Raw genomic sequence first — 20,527 nt, 5'->3', positions numbered from 1 at the left:
ATTAAACTCCTCATTTGCGAAATAAAGAAAGATAACTTTCTCTTTTATCCTTTTTATGATAACGTTTTGTGTGACAGAATGTTCGAGGTGTAACCATGAGTAATAAATATGTTGTCGTAGATTTAGAAACAACAGGAAATTCACCTAAAAAGGGTGATCAAATTATACAATTAGCAGCAGTAGTGATTGAAAATGGACAGATAACTGAACAGTACGCTTCACTTGTACAACCAAGTCACAGTATTCCTCCATTTATAGAAGAACTAACCGGACTAACAGACGAAATGGTGGCCACAGCACCTAAATTTTCAGAGATTGCCAAGAAAGTGGAGCAAATGCTTGAAGGTGCCTACTTCGTTGCACATAATGTCCTTTTTGATTTATCGTTTTTACAGGAAGAGTTTAAAATGGCTGGTTTAGCCGGTTTTTATGGGCCAATTATAGATACAGTTGAACTGGCAAGGATTTTTTTACCAAGTGAGGATAGCTATAAGCTATCTGATTTATCGCTAAACTTAGGTCTCTCTCATGTGAGACCACATCAAGCGGATAGCGATGCTTATGTAACAGCAGAATTACTTTTAATATTAGAACAGAAAATGAAAAGCTTACCATTGCTTACTTTGAAACAATTAAAAGATATTTCCTTTGGCTTAAAAAGTGACTTAGATTTATATTTAGATGATTGGATTCAATGGAAAGAGGAGAGCCATCAATCCCTTCCTAGCAATTTAGAAATTGATCATGGAATCGCTCTTCGTAAAAGTCAAAACAAGCAAGAAGGTAAATTAAACAAATCTGGTATCTTGTATCCTTATACAAAAGAAGAAAAAGAAGCTTATTTGCAAAAAGTGTTCAAACCTTTTGAATCACGAGAGGGACAATATCAGATGATGGATGCAGTTTATAAGGCATTTATTTCCGAACAACATTCACTTATTGAAGCGGGAACTGGTGTAGGTAAATCATTGGCTTATTTACTTCCTTCTATTATTTTTTCTTTGCAGGAAAACGAAAGAATTGTGATTAGTACCTTCACAACTCAACTTCAAGATCAATTGCTTCAGAAAGACTTACCTTTACTAACGCAAATGATACCAATGCCAATAAAGGCAAGTATTCTAAAGGGAAGAAATCATTATATTAGTTTAGCAAAGTTTATTCATACACTTAGAAGTCATGATGATAACTATGATACATGCTTAACGAAGATGCAAATTTTAGTATGGTTAACGGAAACAACAACAGGCGATGTCGACGAACTTAATTTATCTAGTGGCGGTCAATTGTATTGGAATCAAATTAAAAATAACCGCATGTTATTTATTAACGACAAGGACTTTAGAGAAAAAGACTTTTATAATCGTGCAAAGAAGCAAGCTGAGTCAGCACAATTGATTATTACGAATCACAGTATGTTACTTTCTGATACAATCAGTGATTATGATATCTTGCCATCATATCAATATGCAATTATTGATGAGGCTCATCATTTTGTAAAAGCTGCATCTCCTTATTTTGGACGCATGCTAGATTTTATGACTGTTCGGCTCACGATTAATAAATTAGGATTATTCGAACAAAAAGAGTGGATCTTTCAGCTTGAGCAATTGCTAGAAGAAGTCGGTGTTTCAAATGAGGTTATTCATTCATTTGAGGTAAATGAGATGATGGAGAGCTTACATACAGAAATGGATGAGCTCTTTTACTTAATTTCGAAGCTTGTGCAAAAATCTAGTCCTAAGAAGAGTAAATTAGTGCGAGTGAAAATGAATGTCCAAAACCTAATCGCTAAATATGGGCGTCAAATGGATATCCAAGTGGAGAGGTTTTCTTCTATTCTAAAAGAGGTTATTCAAATGTTGACAGCAAGGCTACATGCTATTCAAAATGGACCATCTCCTATTGCGGAAAAGTCACAGCCTCTATTAGAAGATGTCGCATCTGCTGTAAGGGAATTAGAAGGTTATGTCAATTCGTTGGACTTCTTTTTTAAAAACAGCCAAGATTCTCCCTTAGCATCATGGGTAGAAGTTGATTTACGTGCAATTCAGAATGTCACTTCTATTTATGCGGAACCATTAGATGTCTCTGAACGGCTAAGTCAGTCCTTTTTTACCAAGAAAAAAAGTGTTGTTTTAGCCTCTGCTACAATGACCGTAAACCAGTCGTTTCAATATATGGAGAAAGAATTAGGCCTAGAAGGTTTACCTTGTACTAGTCAGCAAATCCCTTCACCATTTCAATATGAAAGACAAGTGAAAATGATTATACCGAAAGACTTACCAGATATTAAAGCGGTGAAAATGGAAGAGTATATTGCCAGTATTGCAGAGCAAATTATTTCCGTTGCTGAAGTAACCAAGGGGCGCATGCTCATTTTATTCACTTCATTTGAAATGCTTAAAGAAACGTATCAACTCATAAAGGAATCGGACTTTCTTAGTGAGTACGCGATCTTTGCTCAAGGAATCTCAGGAGGTAGTCGCTCGCGATTGACGAGAAATTTCCAAAAGTTTGATAAAGCGATATTATTAGGCGCAAGTAGTTTTTGGGAGGGTGTAGATATTCCTGGAGAAGACTTATCATGCTTGATTATCGTTCGCCTACCATTTGCACCGCCTGATGACCCTGTAGCTAGTGCGAAAGCTGCAAAGATGAAAAGAGATGGGGGAAATCCTTTTAAAGAGCTTGCTATACCGGAAGCTGTGATTCGTTTTAAACAAGGGTTTGGCCGCTTAATTCGTTCGAATACCGACAGGGGTGTTGTGATTGTATTTGATAGAAGAATTAAAACTGCAAGTTATGGAAAAGCTTTTCTACAATCGATACCGTCTGTTGAAGCAAAAGAGTGTGATTTGAATGAAACGATTCATATCATTGAAGAATGGTTATAATTTTTAAAAACTAATCGTCTAATATTTATGCAAACCATTTTTACTGGTATACTATTAGACGTAACAGAGAAAATCGGCCTTACTTGTCAAGGAGGAAATACAGATGGAAAGCAAGATTGAGATCTTATCAACAGTAACGATTCAAAATAGTCCAGATTTATACAAAGTTGTTGATAGTTTAAACAGAACATTAAAAGAAAAAGATTTAATGTTCGGCTTAGCATTGGATAAGGATGATGATAGCAAAGCTGTTTTTACAATATATCGTACATAGGTAGTGAAAAGAATGAAAAAAATACTAATCATCGTACTAGCCATTATGGTTGTCATTATCGGTTTTTCGGCAAAAGTTTATATAAAAGCGATGGAGCCGATAAATCAAGCGGAAAAAGTGGCAAAAGAAAAAGCGGAAAATGAGGCGAATCTACAGACCGTAAAAAGAGTAACTCTATATAATGGTAATGAAACGTATTACATTATTGATGGCATTACACAAGAAGATGAAGAGGTGTATGTATGGGTTTCAGCCGATTCTGAGGATGAAGTGATTATAAAAAATAAAGAAGATGGGATTTCAAAAGAAGAAGCAATCGAAAAGGTAAAGAATAAAAAAAATCCCAATGATATTATTTCTGTCAACCTTGGAATGGAAAAATCTATCCCTCTGTGGGAGATTTCCTATAAAACTGGCGAAGGCCTTCTGAATTATTATGTAATAGATTATGAGACAGGTAACGAAGAATTAAAAATATTAGAAAATCTTTAAATAAGTGGTTTGGCTGACTATTCCATGGTCAGCTTATATATATAAAGATAGATTACACATTCTGGAGGATTAGGATAATGAACTTTGAACTAGCACAAAGAGTGCAATCACTGACACCATCTACAACTTTAGCAATTACAGCTAAGGCAAAAGAAATGAAGGCACAAGGAATTGATGTTATTGGTTTAGGTGCGGGTGAACCAGACTTTAATACACCCCAGCATATTATTGATGAAGCTGTTCAATCTATGAATGAAGGATATACGAAGTATACTGCAGCTGCAGGACTTCCTAAACTCAAAGAAGCCATTTCTAACAAGTTTAAACAAGATCAAGGGATTGATATTCCAGCGTCGGATATTATTGTTACAAGTGGTGCTAAGCATGCGTTATACACTTTATTCCAAGTCATCTTGAATAAAGGTGATGAGGTCATTATTCCAACTCCGTATTGGGTAAGTTATCCAGAGCAAGTTAAACTAGCAGGCGGAAAGCCGGTATTTATTGATGGTCTTGAAGAAAATGAATATAAGGTCACGCCTCAGCAGTTAGAGACCGTTATAACAGATCGCACAAAAGCCGTCATCATTAATTCACCTAGTAACCCAACAGGCATGCTTTATAGCAAACCGGAACTAGAAGCGATTGGTGAATTTTGTTTGAAACATAATATCTTAATTATTTCTGATGAAATCTATGAAAAGTTGACTTATGATGGACATCAGCATATTTCGATCGCACAAATCAGTCCAGAATTGAAAGAGCAGACGATTATCATCAATGGAGTTTCAAAGTCTCATTCAATGACAGGGTGGAGAATTGGTTATGCTGCCGGAAATACAGCCATTATAAAAGCAATGACAAACCTTGCAAGTCATAGTACATCTAATCCAACTACTCCTTCTCAATACGGAGCGATTGCAGCTTATAATGGTTCACAGCAACCTGTAGAAGAAATGAAAAATGCGTTTGAAGAACGTTTAAATATTATCTATCAACAATTAGTAGCTATTCCAGGTTTCACATGTATTAAACCACAAGGTGCTTTTTATCTATTCCCTAACGTAGAAGAAGCAGCAAAGCTTACAGGTTATGAAGATGTTGATGCGTTTGTAAAAGGATTATTAGAAGAAGCGAAGGTAGCTGTTATTCCTGGTTCTGGTTTTGGATCTCCGAAAAATATTCGTTTATCGTATGCGACATCACTTGACCTATTAGAAGCAGCTGTTCGTCGAATACATGAATTTGTGAATCAAAAACTGCAGTAATCGTTAAAGGAAGTGGAGCCCTTCACTTCCTTTTCTCATGCTAGAGTTATGTATGATGAAAAGTTGCCTCGAGAATCAGAGAAGGGTATAATAAAGGCGACTTGAATCTAATTGGTAAATGTTTTTGGAAGGGGTATTAAATTGATTAAAACGACAATTGCTGAAACGTATAAATATGTTGATCAAGAAGTAAAAATAGGTGCATGGATTGCAAATAAACGCTCCAGTGGGAAAATTGCCTTTCTACAGCTACGTGATGGGTCTGGCTTTATCCAAGGTGTGGTTGTAAAAGCAGATGTTTCTGAAGAAGTATTTAAAGCAGCAAAATCGGTTACACAAGAATCTAGTGTGTACGTAATAGGGAAAGTACAAAAAGAAGATCGTTCACCTTTAGGTTATGAATTACTCGTTACAGATGTAGAAGTGATTCATGAATCTACTGATTATCCAATTACGCCGAAAAATCATGGAACAGAGTTTTTGATGGATCACCGTCACCTATGGTTACGTTCACGAAAACAACATGCTGTGATGAAAATTCGTAATGAAATCATTCGTGCTACATATGAATTCTTTAATGAAAATGGTTTCTCAAAGGTTGATCCACCGATTCTAACAGGTAGTGCACCTGAAGGAACATCTGAATTATTTGCTACCAAGTATTTCGATGAAGATGCATACTTATCTCAGAGCGGTCAATTATATATGGAAGCTGCGGCGATGGCTTTAGGGAAAGTTTTCTCATTTGGGCCAACATTCCGAGCTGAGAAGTCAAAAACGAGACGCCATCTAATCGAATTTTGGATGATTGAACCGGAAATGGCTTTTTATGAGTTTGAAGACAATCTGAAAGTGCAAGAAGAATATGTCTCCTATATTGTCCAAGCTGTTGTGAAAAACTGCCAAGTTGAATTGAAGACATTAGACCGAGATGTGTCTAAATTGGAGAAAATTCAAGCACCATTCCCAAGAATTTCATATGATGAAGCCATTACATTTTTACAAGAAAAAGGGTTTGATGATATTACATGGGGAGAAGACTTTGGCGCGCCACACGAAACAGCGATTGCCGAGAGCTATGATAAACCCGTTTTTATTACACATTACCCAACAAAAATCAAGCCTTTCTACATGCAGCCAGATGCTGAAAGAGAAGATGTTGTCCTTTGTGCGGATTTAATAGCGCCAGAAGGATATGGAGAAATTATTGGCGGATCAGAGCGTATCCACGATTACGAGCTATTGAAACAAAGATTGGCAGAACATGAATTAGACATGGATGCATACAAATGGTATTTAGAATTAAGACAATACGGTTCAGTTCCTCATTCTGGTTTTGGATTAGGTCTAGAGCGAACAGTTGCTTGGATTAGTGGTGTGGAGCATGTGAGAGAGTCGATTCCATTCCCAAGACTTCTAAACCGTTTATATCCTTAAGCTTTTCACACAATAACAAACGAAAAAGAGTCATTTTGTGGCTCTTTTTCACTTTTTTACACCTTTTATTTGAATACATTTCTATACTTTTCTTAAAAGGGTTCATGATATACTTGTATGGAGGTGTGTATGATGCCAAAGAAGATATTATTAAAATGGTTACAGGAAAAAGACATTACAATTCCTGGAGCTTTATTAACGCAGTACAAAGCAATGAACCTAAAAGAAGAGGAAGTAGTCCTTATCCTCCATTTGATTTCAATTAGTGATAAGGGAAATGACTTCCCGACACCTTTTGAACTTGCAGAAGTAATGACCTATTCAGCAGAGGACTGTGCGGGGATGCTTCGCCGTTTAATACAAAAAGGGTTAATCACTATAAATGAGGGTTATAGTGAAGAGGGTATTCGCTTTGAAAAATACTGTTTAGATAATTTTTGGGAAAAATTAGCAGATGCTTTTTTAATTGCAGATAAAAGAAATGAAGCAAAAGAAAATCAGCAAGACGAAATTGATTTGTATTCAGTGTTTGAAAGTGAATTTGGCAGGCCGCTCTCTCCTTTTGAATGTGAAACTCTAGCGCTTTGGTTAGATGATGACCATCATGAGGTGAAAATCATTAAGGCAGCATTAAAAGAAGCGGTCATATCTGGTAAATTGAATTTCCGCTATATTGATCGTATCTTGTTTGAATGGAAAAAGAATGGTATAAAAACAGTAGAACAAGCAACGAATCAAGGGAAGAAATTTAGACAAAACCAAGTGAAGAGAATGAAAAGTGTAGAGAATAGTGATAAGAGAAATGAGTCGCTACCTTTTTATAATTGGTTAGAACAATAGTATGAATGGTGATGATATATGTTAAATAAGAAAGACATTAGATATTGTTTAGATAAGATGGGAGAAATGTTTCCCGATGCTCACTGCGAGCTCGTTCATAAGAATCCTTTTGAACTTGTAATTGCGGTGGCATTATCAGCGCAGTGTACCGATGTATTAGTGAACAAAGTGACGAGCAAGCTTTTTTTAAAGTACAAAACACCAGAGGATTATTTAAATGTATCCATTGAAGAATTACAACAGGATATCCGCTCGATTGGTTTATATAGAAATAAGGCAAAAAATATTCAAAAACTATGTCGGATGTTAATAGATGACTATGATGGTGTGGTTCCTGCTGATCGGGATGAATTAACAAAGTTACCAGGAGTCGGAAGGAAGACAGCGAATGTGGTTGTATCAGTGGCTTTTAATGTCCCTGCAATAGCTGTTGATACACATGTGGAGAGGGTAAGTAAACGTCTTGGCTTTTGTAGATGGAAGGATTCAGTTCTAGAGGTCGAAAAAGCACTTATGAAGAAAATACCAGAAGAAGAGTGGTCTGTGACCCACCACCGCTTAATTTTCTTTGGGCGCTACCATTGCAAAGCACAAAATCCAAAGTGTCAGGAATGTCCCGTTCTTGATATTTGTAGAGAAGGTAAAAAGAGAATGAAAAGTTTAGGTGCGTAAAATAATATGAATGAGCGGTTAAAAAGGTTACAACATCCTTTTTTTAATAATATACAGGATCAAGTAGGAGAGTTTGTCCCATTTTATTACGAAAGAAAGTTGTATCAAGGAATAGCTTCTGAAAAACCTTGGGAAGAGTCAGAGCGATTCATCGCAATGATTCTTAAAGAATGGGATCAATTAAAGATCAGGCTAAAATCAGCCCATCAACAAAGAAATAAGCAGGAAGCAGAGCAACTCATGGTTTTGGGAGTTGCCCTTTTAGTTCAATATGTTTATTGGTTAAATGAAAAACCAGTATCATTGGATGAACAACAAATAGGTGATGGCTTGGTACATCTCCCATTCAACTTTGCCGATCGATTACAATTTATTATGGGGCAACCTGCACTTCATTTAGCTTTTATTCAATTAATTGAACTCATAAATGAAGTGATTAAATTAGATGCTAAGAATAGGATAAGAAAAAAACACTCGAAGCAATAAAAATGCGAAGAGTGTTTTTTTCTTATGCAGAAACTTAAGTAAATGCCTGCTTGAATATTTTGAAGAAAATCACACAGGTAAGATAAAAGCAGAGAAGATAGCTTCTCTGCTTTTAAAATAACGATTATTCCTCAGGATTTTCATCTGGTGGTGATGGTTCTTCTTCAGGTGATTGATTTTCTTCTTCACTATTATCTTCATTACCATTCTCATTACCATTCTCATTACCATTGTTGTTATCGTTGCCCTCACCATTGTTATTTCCATTACCATCGCCATTTTCGCTGTTATTTCCGTCACCATTGCCATTCTCGTTATCATTGCCACCTTCTTCGTCTCCAGGTGGTTGTTGTCCATCACCTGGCGTTTCTTCTTCAGGTGGTTCGACTTCTTCTGGCTCTTCTTCATTGGCCGGTATGTTAACAGATGTTTGGGCAGCATCACTTTCCTTACCATCTTGAACCGCTTTTACAGTGAAGGTATATGTGCTATCAGGTTCAGGATTTTCAATCGTAAGTGATGTTTCAGATGTTGTCGTGAGCTCTTGGGCTCCGCCATCATTAATAGCGCCGGTTACCACAAACTGAGTATTATCTTTGTCTTTATGTTTCCATACGAGTTCGATCGTATTGGCTTCTTTATTATATTTGGCATTGAAACCATTCGGTGCTTCAAGCTTATCGAACTTTTCAGAGACTGTTTTTGGTGCATTTCCTTTGACAGCGTACTCTGTAATAATTTGATCACTTGGTGTATATTCACTTGCTAGTTTTGCAGGGTTGCTACCTTTTTCAATCGCCACTTTTTCAACAGAGTTAGGCATTTTGAAATCAGCTGTTTCTTTCCCTTCTGAAGCATATTGCATAATGTTTTTAAAGAGCATTTGGGCAATCTTCTGATCGTAACCGTTTGATGGTAGGTAAGTCTTCCTACTTTCATATCCGGTCCAAATTGCTGCCGTATAATTCGTTGTATAACCAGCAAACCAGGCATCTGGTGTTGCACCGTTAGGGATATCATACTTTTGTTTTTCTTCTGCTGTATAATTTGTTGTTCCTGTTTTTCCAGCTACAGGTAATCCCTGGATATTTGCTGTTGTACCGGTACCGCTTGAGATAGCTGTCTTCAGCATATCTGTAATCATAAAGGCAGTGTAATCATTCATCACCGCTTCACTTTCAGGTGTGGTGTCAATCTTCGTACCATCACGCATTTCAATGGCTTTGACAGTATGAGGATCTGTATAGAAACCTTCATTGGCAAATGCGCTATAAGCACCTGCCATTTCCATTGGAGAAACGGCCTTTGTACCAAGTACAGATGACTCATAATACTCATCTTTAAAGTTAAAGCCTAGTCGATTAGCAAATTCCATTGATTGCTCAGTGCCCACTTCTTGAATAGCTTTAACAGCAGGTATATTCCGTGACTCTGCCAATGCTTGGCGCATAGTCATCGTCCCTTTAAACGAGTTATCCCAGTTATTTACTTCGGTTCCTTCACTGTATTTATATGGCTCATCAACAAGTGTATGATAAGTGCCCCATTGATTAAATTCAATGGCAGGTGCATATCCGGCGATCGGTTTAAATGTTGAACCTGCTTGACGTTTTTGGTCTGTGGCAAAGTTGAAGCCACGTTTTACTTCTTGATTCCGTCCGCCGCCAATCGCCCGAACTTCACCATTACTTGAATCTAATAAAGTAATCCCTGCTTGGAATTCTTCATCTGGATATTGTATGACATCTTCGCTATTTAAGATATTTGAAACATATTTTTGGATATCTTTGTCTGCTGTTGTATGAATTGTTAAACCATCGGAAAAGATATCGAGGTCAGGGTATTTTTCAGTTACTTCATCAATGACAACATCGACAAATGAATCATATGGTGTATCATCTTCTATTTCTCTTTCACCTTCAGGAACTAACCCTTCAGTGATAGGAATAGATTGTGCTTCAGTCTTTTGCTCTTCGGAAATGAATCCATGTTGGTTCATTAAAGATAAAACAATGTTACGTCGTTTTTCAGCATTTTCTGGATGAGTAAACGGGTTATAGTTGTTTGGACTTTGCGGCATCCCTGCAAGTAATGCGGCTTCATGTAACTCCAGTTCATCCAAATCTTTACCAAAATATAAACGTGATGCTGTTAAAACACCGTGACTATTTTCTGACATGTAAATTTTATTCACATACATTTCAAAGATTTCTTGCTTTGTATATTTTCGTTCCAATTGGAATGAAAGCCAAGCCTCTTGTGCTTTACGGCTAATTGTTTTTTCATTATTTAAGAATGAGTTCTTTACGACCTGTTGTGTAATCGTACTAGCGCCCTCAGAACCAAAACCTTTTGTTACGTTGGCGATAACTGCTCCACCTAATCGAATTAAATCCATGCCATTATGTTCATAAAAGCGAACATCTTCTGTTGCTAGAAAAGCATTTTCAACAAGGTCGGGTATATCTTCATATTCAACATAATCTAAATTTCCAGCACCGACTTCCGTAATTTTTTCTCCATTTATATCGAGAAGTACCGACGGAATAGGGTCCTTTAATAGTGCTGGATCTAGCTCGGGAGCATCCTTAACCATAAAGGCAAATGTAGCTGCGCCTGCAATCATCCCAACAATACCGAGTGCAATTAATGTGAGAAAAATCTTCTTGAATAGCGTTTTCCCTGATTTTTTCTTCTTCGGTTTAGGTGATTGCTGTTGTTGTTTTCGGCGCTCCTCCCTAGATTTATACTGTTCTGACATATAAGTCCTTCCTTTCTATCTCAAACCTTATGTTGAGCTATCAAGCTGATAAATGTTATCTAATATCTTAATATAATCAATTCTTGGTTGAAAGCCAAGTATTATGCGATGCCCTTTTTCTCTCACTTCATCCTTTGTCATCGATTTCCTTCCACCATTTTCCATACGTTCCCAAAAAACGAGTAATTCCTTAGCCTCTAGTAAAAATAACTCGTCAGTTGTCGAAAAGCGTAAAATGACAAAGCAAATGCCCCTTTGTTTAATGATGTTCCTCATATGTTCAATTTGATGTAAATGGAAGTTATTAAAAGGAAATGAAGTAGTGTTTTTAGTTTCCTTTGCTTCGAAATCAATATACTTACCCTTATAAATGCCGTTATAGTCAGTTGTGGATGCCTGTTTAAAGTATGCTTCTTTAATAACGGCTGCACTTCTTGCAGGATAATCCACTTGAACAATCTGTACTGGTGTTGGTTTCTTGTGTATGACCGCGATCCCTCTATCTAAGTAATATTGGTTGCTGTCGTTAATATCGTCCTCCAATGTCATACCTCTTTTACCATATGACGGATTCTTGCGTTTACTTTTTTCTAATGTGCTTTTTTCTGCAGGTACGTATTTCCTCCCGTTCGGGTAATGAAATGCCATAGACTTCACCTCACAAACTATACCTTATCATACCAGAAGCAAGATGTAATCGGGTGGTCAAAAAGCACTAATCCAACAAGGTGTACTTGTTTTGTAATATTTGACGTAATAGAAGGCAAAAATGTTTCATTTTCTTTTCAGTGTTGCCGTTTAGTCATATTTTCAAACGTTTATTCATATGCTGTCGAAAGAAGGTCATTATATAAAAAATCCTTCTTTCTTTGCCGAATCAGTTCTAGTTTTGTCAATCGCAAAGGAGAAAGAAATAGGAAAGCGAATGTACATTATATCAAAGACGCGACCTTAAAGGAGGCATGACTTGTCAATGAAACCCAATATGACAGAAAAACAAGAATTGTTACTCATGCTAGAGGATATCTATAATCAATTGGAGGCTTTAGAGACAGCTGTGCAAAAGAATCTACAACAATTAAAGTTCAATCAACAAGAAGAACAAATAGAAAAAGTAGAAGCGTGTCATGAAAAGTTAGAGGAATTAGAAAAGTTTCCGATGGACGAGCTTCATCAACAAGATACGACGGATTCACATTTTGTGAAATACAAACTTGGTTATCGCTAATCATTTACGAGTAGTATAGTCGTAAGCTACAATAAGGTTAGCTCATCTATGATTTTTACAGAATGACTGGAGATGAACATGATGAACAAGCTAGCCAAACACTCAAAAGAGATGTTAATGCATTTGGATTGGATAGAGAAGCGCTATATAGATGGTAGAAAAGAAAATAAAAAAGCGGATTTTTTCGGCGAAGTTAAGCCGTATGCAGACAAGGTGAAACAAGAGTTGGATGTATGGAAGGAAGAAGCACTTCATTTTTTACAGTCCAAAGCAACAAAGAAGCTGTGGCCGATGCAAATTAATTCCGCCTATGACCAAATTGAAACATGCTCCATTCAAGCCTTTTACCCTGAAACAAGTAAAGCGAGATTTACAAATCAATTGCAGTCTGCAAAATATGTTGTTGAGACGTTGTTAAGAATCGTAGAAGAAAGTGAAGTGTGAACAAGCCTAAGACAGAGGATTTAAAGCTCCTAACTTCGGGCGAATGAAATAATTGAGCGACTTTTTCTTACACAGAATGAGTGGAAAGGGAGAGCAAGCTTCAGTATAAATTATAGAAGGAAAAAGGAGTCACTAAAAAAGTGACTCCTTTTTCCTTCTGAGTTATGAATGTTTTTTCCTATTTCATAGTAATTAGGGATCCGTCTTTAAAAAAACTTTCAGGAATGACAGCACCTAATGATTCTAATTCACGAACAAGATTTCGATAATCCAAAATGGAAATTTCATTGTGGATATAAGCTCGTTTAGAGAAATCTAGTAGTTGGTTCGCGTGATCTGGCTTAACTTCCTTCACTTGTTGAAACTTCTGCTTTAGCTCGTGAATATTCATTTGAATCTTCCTCCCCCAAATAATGAAATAATCTTAAAAGGATACTCATCCAATCATGCGATGAAATATGAAGTTTTAAAGAAATGTAGGAAAAAACAAATCTTTAAATTTATAGTAACACGAAATAAATAGATTGTTTATTTTTCAAAAATTTAAACTTCCGACAAAGTTCAACAATTAATGACAGATTGAAAAGTAAGGATATCTTTTTTAAAATGGAAATATTATTGAGGATAATCACCTAATTCGCCTATTCATCATACAGTATAATGATGATGAATAAGGAGGATGTTTGCCCATGTTTGGCCGTAAAAGAAATGAGAAAAGTAAACGAAATATGCCTGTTGCATGGAGCTTTAATCCATATTATGCACCTTACCAATCTAATATGTCCTACCCTGCTGAAATAAGACAACTGCCGGTAATGCAGTCCGTTCCACACCCAATAATGAATGGACAACAACAGCCATTATGGAATCAATCTCAAATGAATTATGCTTACACGAATAATTATCCCTATCAGACAATTCCATATGGGAATATGTATCCACCTCAACATGATGTAAATAATCACCAACCAAACTACCCTTTACAGGATAGTCCGAATTATTTTCACAATCCACTCGAGCCCAATGAACAGCCGGTAAATAAATCTTATAATATGCAAAGCCAATATAACACCATGAACCCTTATCCAAAACAATCTTTTGTTGCGAAACAACCTAGTAATGTTCAATCGATTATGAATAGCTTTAAGTCACAAGATGGTTCACTCGATTTTAATAAAATGATGGATACAGCGGGACAAATGATGAATGCTGTAAACCAAGTGTCATCAATGGTAAAAGGGGTCGGTGGTTTCTTTAAGGTGTAGGGTTTAAATGCTAATAAGATGATCATAAGGTTCATTGATGAATAAGTAAAAGGCAATGTTCTTTAAGGTGGCAATTATTAATTGGATTAATGCAGACATATACTTACTTTGGCCATGTGACCGCAAAAAATCACATGGCTTTTTATGATGACTTGTTTCAGACATGTCATCATAAAAAAGAGGTAATGCACAGTAATATTTGGCCGCCCTTTTTTCTTCCATTTGAAAGGCTATTTAATAAATATAAATCTGAATGAAAGGTCCTGTATTCGGAAATGGGGGAATTATCAAAAAAATATTGACAATAATGTAGGAAAGATGAAAAATAGTTAGCATGACGAAAGAAGCAGAAGGGGGAAAGAAATGGTTCGTTATATCCAGCAAATGATTATCGTCATCTTTCTTATTTTATTTCTAGCAACTTTACCATCAATCGTTTTAGTTAACCCTACTAATGGTACGGTTAGTTTGAATTTTGCTCAATTTCCATCAATGGTAGGAAATTTCTTTAAAGAGTTGAGCACCGGCAGCTTAGGTACATATTATGTAGGGATGGAGCAAAGGTCGATTGCTTCAGAAATTGGAGATAATTTTTTCACTTCCTTTTATATTGTTTTTGTGGGTGTATTACTTTCAATTCTATTAAGTTTATTATTCGGTATTTTCTTAAGTCGATTTTACTTAACAAAAATTTTCCGTGTCATGATGAATATTATCTCAACCATTCCAGATTTTATTTTTATTATTTTTGCTCTACTCTTTGCGGTGAATATTTATAAATGGACGGGCTTTAGAGTCGTCTCCTTTTTACCGAATGGAGGTGCATTGAATATTTGGTTCCCGATGGTTCTTGTTGCGATTGCTCCTTCTATTTATCTATTTAAATTGATTTCTGAGAGGTACTTTTTAATAGCTGGAGAAGATTATATTCGTACAGCTGTAGCAAAAGGCTTGAAAGTTGATCGTATTAATTTTCAGCATGTGTATAAAAATATTGAGCCGTTTCTCGTAGCTGATTTGGTGAAAGTTTTATCCCTTGCCATCGGTAATTTATTTATTGTGGAATATTTGCTCAACGTGTCAGGTCTAACCAAGTTTGTTTTTCAAAGTTTTGGTGATCCTCAGCCTATTGCCATCGGGCTATTTGGCATGCTATTCATTTCTCTACTTGTCTTTGTAGTTATTAGACTTTTACTTTATTTATTTAAACGAGGGTTTATTTATGAATAAGATATATAATCGAAATTACGCATTGTATTTAGGTATAGTTAGTGTAACGATTGTCTTATTTTTTACGGTATTTGGTCCGAAAATAGCACCACACTCCATCTTCATGGCCTTAGAGGTGAAGTATATTGATGGCGATGTCATTTCACCACCATTAAAACCATTTGAATCAATGGCTTACCCTTTAGGGACTGATCGGTGGGGGTACGATTTATTATCAATGATACTTTATGGTTTGCGATATACGGTGTGGATTGCCATTGCAGTTGCTACGATAAAGATGATAATCGGTACAGTACTGGGGATGTTTATTGGTACATGGAAAAAAACACCGTCTTTCATTATCGCTTTTGAAGGAGCTTGGAGTTATGTACCTGCATTTTTAATTTTATATTTCTGCTTGTTGCCTATTAATTTTGGTTCTATATTGGAAACGCCTATTCTTATAGCATATTTCATCGTTATTGCCTCACTTATTGGTACTCCTAGTATCGTATCTTCTGTTCGGCAAAAAACAGCTGAAATTTATAAAAGAGATTTTGTTTTGGCATCAATGACTCTTGGTGCAAAGAGGTGGAGGCTGTTATGGCGTAACGTGTTTCCCCAATTAAAAGAATCTTTACTTGTGATGTTCACAATGGAAATTGTTTATGTGATTACAATCATGGGACAGTTAGCTTTATTAAATATTTTTATCGGTGGAACGATTGTTAGAAATGATCCTGTTATCTATTTATCGGTTACAAAAGAATTATCTGGTCTTGTTGGACAAGCGAGAGAGAATTTGATGGGCAATCAATATATTTTAATGGTGCCACTTATCATTTTGTTAATAACCACGATATCTTTTAGCTTATTAACCGCGGGGTTAAAAAATAAATTCCAAACAGATTATGCTAGAATGCCTTGGATCAAAACTGGAATTAAACCAAAAGGGAGACCAACACGAAAAAGATTAGGAGAAAAGCGATTTTTAAACTTTAGTTTACATAAAGTAGGTTTTGCTATCCTTTTACTATTATTTGTTTTAGGTGGTATATTTGTTAATCAATATAGTGATTCGAAAATTGGTGTAACAAATGAAAATAAAGGAGACTATTCTTTAGAGCTTTCCATGGAAAGTGCAAATGAGTTTACAGTGAAAGAAGAAGTGTCAGTTAAGAACGAATCAGAAGATAAATGGAAAGAGCTCATTTTTTTTGCACCGAGAAATTTAGCTCAATTAGAACTGAATGAAATCATTGTAAACCAGGAAAATCTACCATATGAAATAAAGGATGACGTTTATTACATTACGTTACCTAAAAAATGGCAAGGCGAGAGTCAATTTGATGTGCAATTTAACTATAGAATGAGAGGAATAGAGGATGCTGATATTTTCCAAGACTGGTATTTTACCTTAGCACTATATAAAAACGGAAGATGGGCAGAAGCGACAAAAGATAATCCATATATTCATCATCATCATGCATTATTGTCTTCATTTAAAGTGAGTTATGACCTTCAACCAGGATATACATTTATATCTTCTGCTATTGAGAATGACAAGGAAGAGGTTTCCATCGATGATGTGAAGAATTTCTCCTTTTCTATTGTATCTGATAATTGGGAGAAAAGTGAAAGGATTACACAAAAGGATACGCAGGTTAGCTTTTTGCATCAATCTTCATCACGGAAGGACTTAGCTGAAGAAGAGATCATGGCAGTTTTTGATTATTTTGAAGAGGCGATAGCACCTCTACCATTTAAGCAAGCAGATATTTTTATTAGCGATTCCTTGGAAACTGAGAGTGTGCCTGGTATGGTCATGCTGAATCCAGAAGAAGCTCGGAATCCATATATATTAGCTAAAGAGGTGGCTGCTCTCTATTATGCATCGGCTATCAGTCAGGATCCTCAAAATGATAGCTGGATTGGATCGGGTCTATCGCATTTAGCTGCTTATCAATACGGCGTTGATCAAGGTGAGGAAAGTAAGCAACAGGCTTTGGCTTACTTACAAGAAGAATTAGGGACATTAGAAAAGCATGTGAATGGAAGCCAAGTATCCAATACCAATATCAATGAGGTTGAACATGAAGCCATATTAAATGCACAACCTGCTTGGGAAATAATCGAATTAATCGAAGAACATTACGCTTATAGAGGGATTAGTCCCGAAGAAGTAGGTGAGAAATATTTATCTTCCTTTTACGAACAGTTTGCCGGAAGAGAAGTAGATACTGAAATTTTCCTTCAGTTTACACGAGACTACTTCAGTGTACCTTCAGGAGCTTTTAATCAGTGGTTAAATACAGAAGCAAGTAGAAAATAGATTTACTACTTGCTTTACAGTCATTATATTATTGTAAGCTGATCCTTTTACCTTTTGGTTTAGGCACTTTTACGATGAGTAAGCCATTTGTGTGAGAAGCTTGAATGGTGCTTTCATCGATAATAAAAGGTAAAGGGATCGTCCTAGTTGATTGTTGGAATGCCTGTTTTTTTTGATATATTTGTTGTAAGTCATCTTCACTTGTCTCAATATCGAGTCGGTGAATCGTAATTTTAATATAATTATTAATGGCATTCAATTCAATTTGTTCACGGTTTATGCCTGGTAGTTCCGCTTTTATAATATAATCATCGGCGTTTTCATTTACTTCTACATGAAAAGAAGTAGCGAAAGGAAACGGATTTTTAAAAAAGTCGTCCATTGTCTGCATGAAGTTTTTTACAGGTTTATCATGAAAAAACTGATTCATGGATTTCATTAAATCTCCGAACGGCTCCTTTCTTTTTTCACTCATGTAACTCCCTCCCAAATAAATCAAACATTCCTTTTATTCTATGCACTCGATAAAGTTTGGGTGATTTTAAAACTCAAATAGGCTAGATGGAATAATATTCTAATAAATAAATCGTAAAAAAACCTTTTTCTGCGAACGTTTATTCGCTAGAATAAAGTGATGAGGTGAAGAACGTGAAGGTGAAAAAGAATTTACAAGAACTGATTAAAGAGCTCAAACAATCCGATAAATTTGGAGAACAAATAACGTATTGGCATACATTGGAAGAGAAGGAAGCGCAAGTAGCGGATATGCCGATTGGACTAGATCCTCATTTAATGAGCGCCTTAGAAAAAAGAGGAATATCCCGTCTGTATACTCATCAGCGCTCAAGTTACGATGCCGTTATGGCTCATCAGTCCATTGTTGCTGTTACACCAACAGCGTCGGGAAAGACCTTATGTTACAATTTGCCAGTATTGCAGACTATCATAAATAATCCACAAGCAAGGGCCTTATATTTATTTCCTACAAAAGCACTTGCTCAGGATCAGAAAATGGAAATCAATGAATTGATTGAAGAGTCATCTCTTTCCGTTAATAGCTATACATATGATGGTGACACGCCTTCAAATATTAGACAAAAAGTGAGAAGAGCTGGCCATATTGTTATGACTAATCCGGACATGCTTCATTCAGCAATTCTTCCACATCATACGAAATGGGTATCATTATTTGAAAATCTTCGTTTTATTATTATTGATGAATTACATATTTATCGCGGTGTATTTGGTTCTCATGTAGCCAATGTTCTACGGAGGTTATTAAGAATCTGTGAGTTTTATGGAAGTAAACCCGTTTTTATATGCACTTCTGCGACTATTGCCAATCCCCTTGAACTTGCAGAGGAGCTAACAGAAACAAATATGAAATTAATTGACAATAATGGTGCGCCGAGCGGCCGTAAACATTTTGTGTTTTATAATCCACCGCTTGTCAATAAGCCATTAAATATAAGGAGAAGTGCGACACTCGAGGTAAGAAGGCTAGCAAGTGAAATGCTAATGAACAAAGTACAAACGATTATTTTTGCTAAAAGCCGTGTGAGAGTGGAAGTATTACTTAAGTATTTACAAGAGCTAGTCAAGCATAAGATTGGACCGAAAGCAATCAGAGGTTATCGTGGCGGTTACCTTCCATCTGAGAGAAGATCGATTGAAAAGGGTTTGCGTCATGGAGAGATATATGGAGTTGTCAGTACAAACGCACTCGAACTTGGCGTCGATATTGGTCAGCTGCAAGTTTGTATTATGACTGGTTATCCAGGGACAATTTCTAGTTCTTGGCAGCAAGCTGGTAGAGCTGGGCGTAGACATAGTGAATCACTCGTTATTATGGTTGCTAGCTCAAACCCATTAGATCAATATATCATTGATCATCCTGATTATTTCTTTAAACGAAATCCAGAAACAGCAAGAATCAATCCAGATAACTTAATCATTCTCATTGATCATATTAAATGTGCTGCCTATGAATTGCCTTTTAAGAAAGGAGAGTCATTTGGTCGCTTTGAAACTGAAGAAGTATTAGAATATTTATCTGAAGAACAGGTACTGCACGAAAATCTAGACAAGTATTATTGGATGAATGATTCTTTTCCAGCTCATAATGTCAGTTTACGGTCCGCATCGCAAGAGAATGTTGTCATAATCGATCAATCAGATGTGGCGAATGTGAAGGTGATTGGTGAGATGGACCGTTTTTCTGCGATGACATTGTTACATGATGAAGCCATCTATCTCCACCAAGGTACTCAATTTCAAGTTGAGTATTTAGATTGGGAAGAGAAAAAAGCTTTTGTACGAGAAGTGGCAGTCGATTATTATACAGACGCCAACTTAGCCGTCGAATTAAAAGTATTAGAGGAAGATAAAACAAAGCGAATAGGAAACGAACAGATTGGCTATGGTGATGTGAGTGTAACGGCAATGGCAACGATATTCAAAAAAATTAAATTTGATACGCATGATAACATCGGCTCTGGACCCATTTCTTTACCAGAAGAAGAATTGCATACAAGTGCTACGTGGGTGACCTTTTTTGCAGAAGGATTGATGTTCGGAAAAGAACGACTGGAGCAAGGTTTAATAGGTGCCGCTCATGCCCTTAAAGCAATCGTGCCATTATTCGTTATGTGTGATCAGACGGATGTTCATGTCGTTCCGCAAGTAAAAGCTATTCATAATGAAAAACCAACATTATTTTTCTACGATAAATACCCTGGCGGTGTAGGATTAAGTGAGAAAGTCTACGATGAAATTGATCAACTAATAAGAGAAGCCATCTCAATGATTGAGAGATGCCCTTGTGACTCAGGTTGTCCTTCTTGTATTGGAACAGATCTTTCTTCTGAGACGGCTAAAGGTGATGTGTTAAAGTTATTTCAAACATGGCTATAAGGAGTAGGT

At 36.3% G+C, this 20,527-nt stretch carries 18 protein-coding genes; 14 read left to right on the top strand and 4 right to left on the bottom strand.

What is annotated here, in order from left to right; genetic code table 11:
• Positions 1–95: 95 nt before the first annotated feature.
• The 8 genes from dinG (at position 96) to MKX83_RS15040 (ending at position 8,366) form a co-directional block, all read left to right on the top strand.
• On the top strand, positions 96–2,897 hold the full coding sequence (gene dinG / locus MKX83_RS15075; RefSeq protein WP_341056112.1) for an ATP-dependent DNA helicase DinG: 2,802 nt from the start codon (positions 96–98) through the stop codon (positions 2,895–2,897).
• Positions 2,898–3,000: 103 nt separating this feature from the next.
• Positions 3,001–3,171: a YpmA family protein gene (locus MKX83_RS15070; RefSeq protein WP_095372789.1), complete on the top strand. Its 171-nt coding sequence runs from the start codon at positions 3,001–3,003 to the stop codon at positions 3,169–3,171.
• A 12-nt stretch (positions 3,172–3,183) separates the two neighbouring features.
• On the top strand, positions 3,184–3,663 hold the full coding sequence (locus MKX83_RS15065) for a cell wall elongation regulator TseB-like domain-containing protein (RefSeq protein ID WP_095372790.1): 480 nt from the start codon (positions 3,184–3,186) through the stop codon (positions 3,661–3,663).
• 77 nt (positions 3,664–3,740) lie between these two features.
• The gene (locus tag MKX83_RS15060) at positions 3,741–4,931 is read left to right on the top strand and encodes a pyridoxal phosphate-dependent aminotransferase (protein WP_095372791.1); all 1,191 of its coding nucleotides are present in this window, start codon (positions 3,741–3,743) and stop codon (positions 4,929–4,931) included.
• Between the two features lie 144 nt (positions 4,932–5,075).
• A complete protein-coding gene (asnS, locus tag MKX83_RS15055) occupies positions 5,076–6,368 on the top strand; it encodes an asparagine--tRNA ligase (protein WP_157734009.1) in 1,293 nt (430 codons plus the stop codon).
• Positions 6,369–6,500: 132 nt separating this feature from the next.
• On the top strand, positions 6,501–7,208 hold the full coding sequence (locus MKX83_RS15050; RefSeq protein WP_307313069.1) for a DnaD domain-containing protein: 708 nt from the start codon (positions 6,501–6,503) through the stop codon (positions 7,206–7,208).
• 18 nt (positions 7,209–7,226) lie between these two features.
• A complete protein-coding gene (nth, locus tag MKX83_RS15045; protein ID WP_095372794.1) occupies positions 7,227–7,880 on the top strand; it encodes an endonuclease III in 654 nt (217 codons plus the stop codon).
• Between the two features lie 6 nt (positions 7,881–7,886).
• Entirely contained in the window at positions 7,887–8,366 is a 480-nt protein-coding gene (locus MKX83_RS15040; RefSeq protein WP_095372795.1) for a YpoC family protein, read from the top strand.
• Between the two features lie 124 nt (positions 8,367–8,490).
• On the opposite strand, the gene MKX83_RS15035 is transcribed toward MKX83_RS15040, so the two are convergent.
• On the bottom strand, positions 8,491–11,127 hold the full coding sequence (locus MKX83_RS15035) for a transglycosylase domain-containing protein (protein WP_341056106.1): 2,637 nt from the start codon (positions 11,125–11,127) through the stop codon (positions 8,491–8,493).
• Between the two features lie 27 nt (positions 11,128–11,154).
• Positions 11,155–11,775: a Holliday junction resolvase RecU gene (gene recU, locus MKX83_RS15030; protein ID WP_095372797.1), complete on the bottom strand. Its 621-nt coding sequence runs from the start codon at positions 11,773–11,775 to the stop codon at positions 11,155–11,157.
• Positions 11,776–12,094: 319 nt separating this feature from the next.
• On the opposite strand from recU, the gene MKX83_RS15025 reads away from it, so the two are divergent.
• Both MKX83_RS15025 and MKX83_RS15020 read left to right on the top strand, forming a co-directional pair.
• The gene (locus tag MKX83_RS15025) at positions 12,095–12,355 is read left to right on the top strand and encodes a hypothetical protein (protein WP_307313076.1); all 261 of its coding nucleotides are present in this window, start codon (positions 12,095–12,097) and stop codon (positions 12,353–12,355) included.
• An 81-nt stretch (positions 12,356–12,436) separates the two neighbouring features.
• Positions 12,437–12,799, top strand: coding sequence for a DUF1798 family protein (locus MKX83_RS15020; RefSeq protein ID WP_341056103.1), 363 nt, complete (start codon positions 12,437–12,439; stop codon positions 12,797–12,799).
• A gap of 178 nt (positions 12,800–12,977) precedes the next feature.
• On the opposite strand, the gene MKX83_RS15015 is transcribed toward MKX83_RS15020, so the two are convergent.
• On the bottom strand, positions 12,978–13,190 hold the full coding sequence (locus tag MKX83_RS15015; RefSeq protein ID WP_095372800.1) for a YppF family protein: 213 nt from the start codon (positions 13,188–13,190) through the stop codon (positions 12,978–12,980).
• A gap of 298 nt (positions 13,191–13,488) precedes the next feature.
• On the opposite strand from MKX83_RS15015, the gene MKX83_RS15010 reads away from it, so the two are divergent.
• The 3 genes from MKX83_RS15010 (at position 13,489) to MKX83_RS15000 (ending at position 17,605) form a co-directional block, all read left to right on the top strand.
• Entirely contained in the window at positions 13,489–14,064 is a 576-nt protein-coding gene (locus MKX83_RS15010; protein WP_233435226.1) for a YppG family protein, read from the top strand.
• 363 nt (positions 14,065–14,427) lie between these two features.
• Positions 14,428–15,294: an ABC transporter permease subunit gene (locus MKX83_RS15005; RefSeq protein WP_307313084.1), complete on the top strand. Its 867-nt coding sequence runs from the start codon at positions 14,428–14,430 to the stop codon at positions 15,292–15,294.
• Positions 15,287–17,605 carry an ABC transporter permease gene (locus tag MKX83_RS15000; RefSeq protein WP_341056098.1) on the top strand — a complete coding sequence of 773 codons (2,319 nt, stop codon included), beginning with the start codon at positions 15,287–15,289 and terminating at the stop codon, positions 17,603–17,605. The genes MKX83_RS15005 and MKX83_RS15000 overlap by 8 nt, the downstream gene beginning before the upstream one ends.
• A gap of 28 nt (positions 17,606–17,633) precedes the next feature.
• Here MKX83_RS15000 and MKX83_RS14995 read toward each other — a convergent pair whose 3' ends face one another.
• Complete coding sequence (locus MKX83_RS14995; protein ID WP_095372803.1) at positions 17,634–18,080, bottom strand: Hsp20/alpha crystallin family protein; 447 nt, start codon at positions 18,078–18,080, stop codon at positions 17,634–17,636.
• 173 nt (positions 18,081–18,253) lie between these two features.
• Between MKX83_RS14995 and MKX83_RS14990 the strand changes: the two genes are divergently transcribed.
• Positions 18,254–20,518, top strand: a complete 2,265-nt coding sequence (locus MKX83_RS14990) for a DEAD/DEAH box helicase (RefSeq protein WP_328197624.1) — start codon at positions 18,254–18,256, stop codon at positions 20,516–20,518.
• Positions 20,519–20,527 lie beyond the last annotated feature (9 nt).

Origin of the sequence: Cytobacillus sp. FSL M8-0252 (assembly GCF_038007345.1) — a bacterium.
Classification (GTDB): Bacteria; Bacillota; Bacilli; order Bacillales; family Cytobacillaceae; genus Cytobacillus; species Cytobacillus kochii.
The sequence above is the reverse complement of the archived record's forward strand: the minus strand, read 5'-3'. Positions and strand labels throughout refer to the sequence as shown.

What these genes read in the sequence shown, in the direction of transcription:
- MKX83_RS15040 (WP_095372795.1), top strand. Translation starts at nt 7,887, where the DNA reads ATGAATGAGCGGTTAAAAAGGTTACAACATCCTTTTTTTAATAATATA.
- MKX83_RS15010 (WP_233435226.1), top strand. Translation starts at nt 13,489, where the DNA reads ATGTTTGGCCGTAAAAGAAATGAGAAAAGTAAACGAAATATGCCTGTT.
- MKX83_RS15015 (WP_095372800.1), bottom strand. Translation starts at nt 13,190, where the DNA reads ATGAATATTCACGAGCTAAAGCAGAAGTTTCAACAAGTGAAGGAAGTT.
- MKX83_RS14995 (WP_095372803.1), bottom strand. Translation starts at nt 18,080, where the DNA reads ATGAGTGAAAAAAGAAAGGAGCCGTTCGGAGATTTAATGAAATCCATG.
- MKX83_RS15050 (WP_307313069.1), top strand. Translation starts at nt 6,501, where the DNA reads ATGCCAAAGAAGATATTATTAAAATGGTTACAGGAAAAAGACATTACA.
- MKX83_RS15035 (WP_341056106.1), bottom strand. Translation starts at nt 11,127, where the DNA reads ATGTCAGAACAGTATAAATCTAGGGAGGAGCGCCGAAAACAACAACAG.
- MKX83_RS15000 (WP_341056098.1), top strand. Translation starts at nt 15,287, where the DNA reads ATGAATAAGATATATAATCGAAATTACGCATTGTATTTAGGTATAGTT.
- MKX83_RS15065 (WP_095372790.1), top strand. Translation starts at nt 3,184, where the DNA reads ATGAAAAAAATACTAATCATCGTACTAGCCATTATGGTTGTCATTATC.
- MKX83_RS15005 (WP_307313084.1), top strand. Translation starts at nt 14,428, where the DNA reads ATGGTTCGTTATATCCAGCAAATGATTATCGTCATCTTTCTTATTTTA.
- MKX83_RS15060 (WP_095372791.1), top strand. Translation starts at nt 3,741, where the DNA reads ATGAACTTTGAACTAGCACAAAGAGTGCAATCACTGACACCATCTACA.
- dinG (WP_341056112.1), top strand. Translation starts at nt 96, where the DNA reads ATGAGTAATAAATATGTTGTCGTAGATTTAGAAACAACAGGAAATTCA.
- MKX83_RS15020 (WP_341056103.1), top strand. Translation starts at nt 12,437, where the DNA reads ATGAACAAGCTAGCCAAACACTCAAAAGAGATGTTAATGCATTTGGAT.
- recU (WP_095372797.1), bottom strand. Translation starts at nt 11,775, where the DNA reads ATGGCATTTCATTACCCGAACGGGAGGAAATACGTACCTGCAGAAAAA.
- nth (WP_095372794.1), top strand. Translation starts at nt 7,227, where the DNA reads ATGTTAAATAAGAAAGACATTAGATATTGTTTAGATAAGATGGGAGAA.
- MKX83_RS15070 (WP_095372789.1), top strand. Translation starts at nt 3,001, where the DNA reads ATGGAAAGCAAGATTGAGATCTTATCAACAGTAACGATTCAAAATAGT.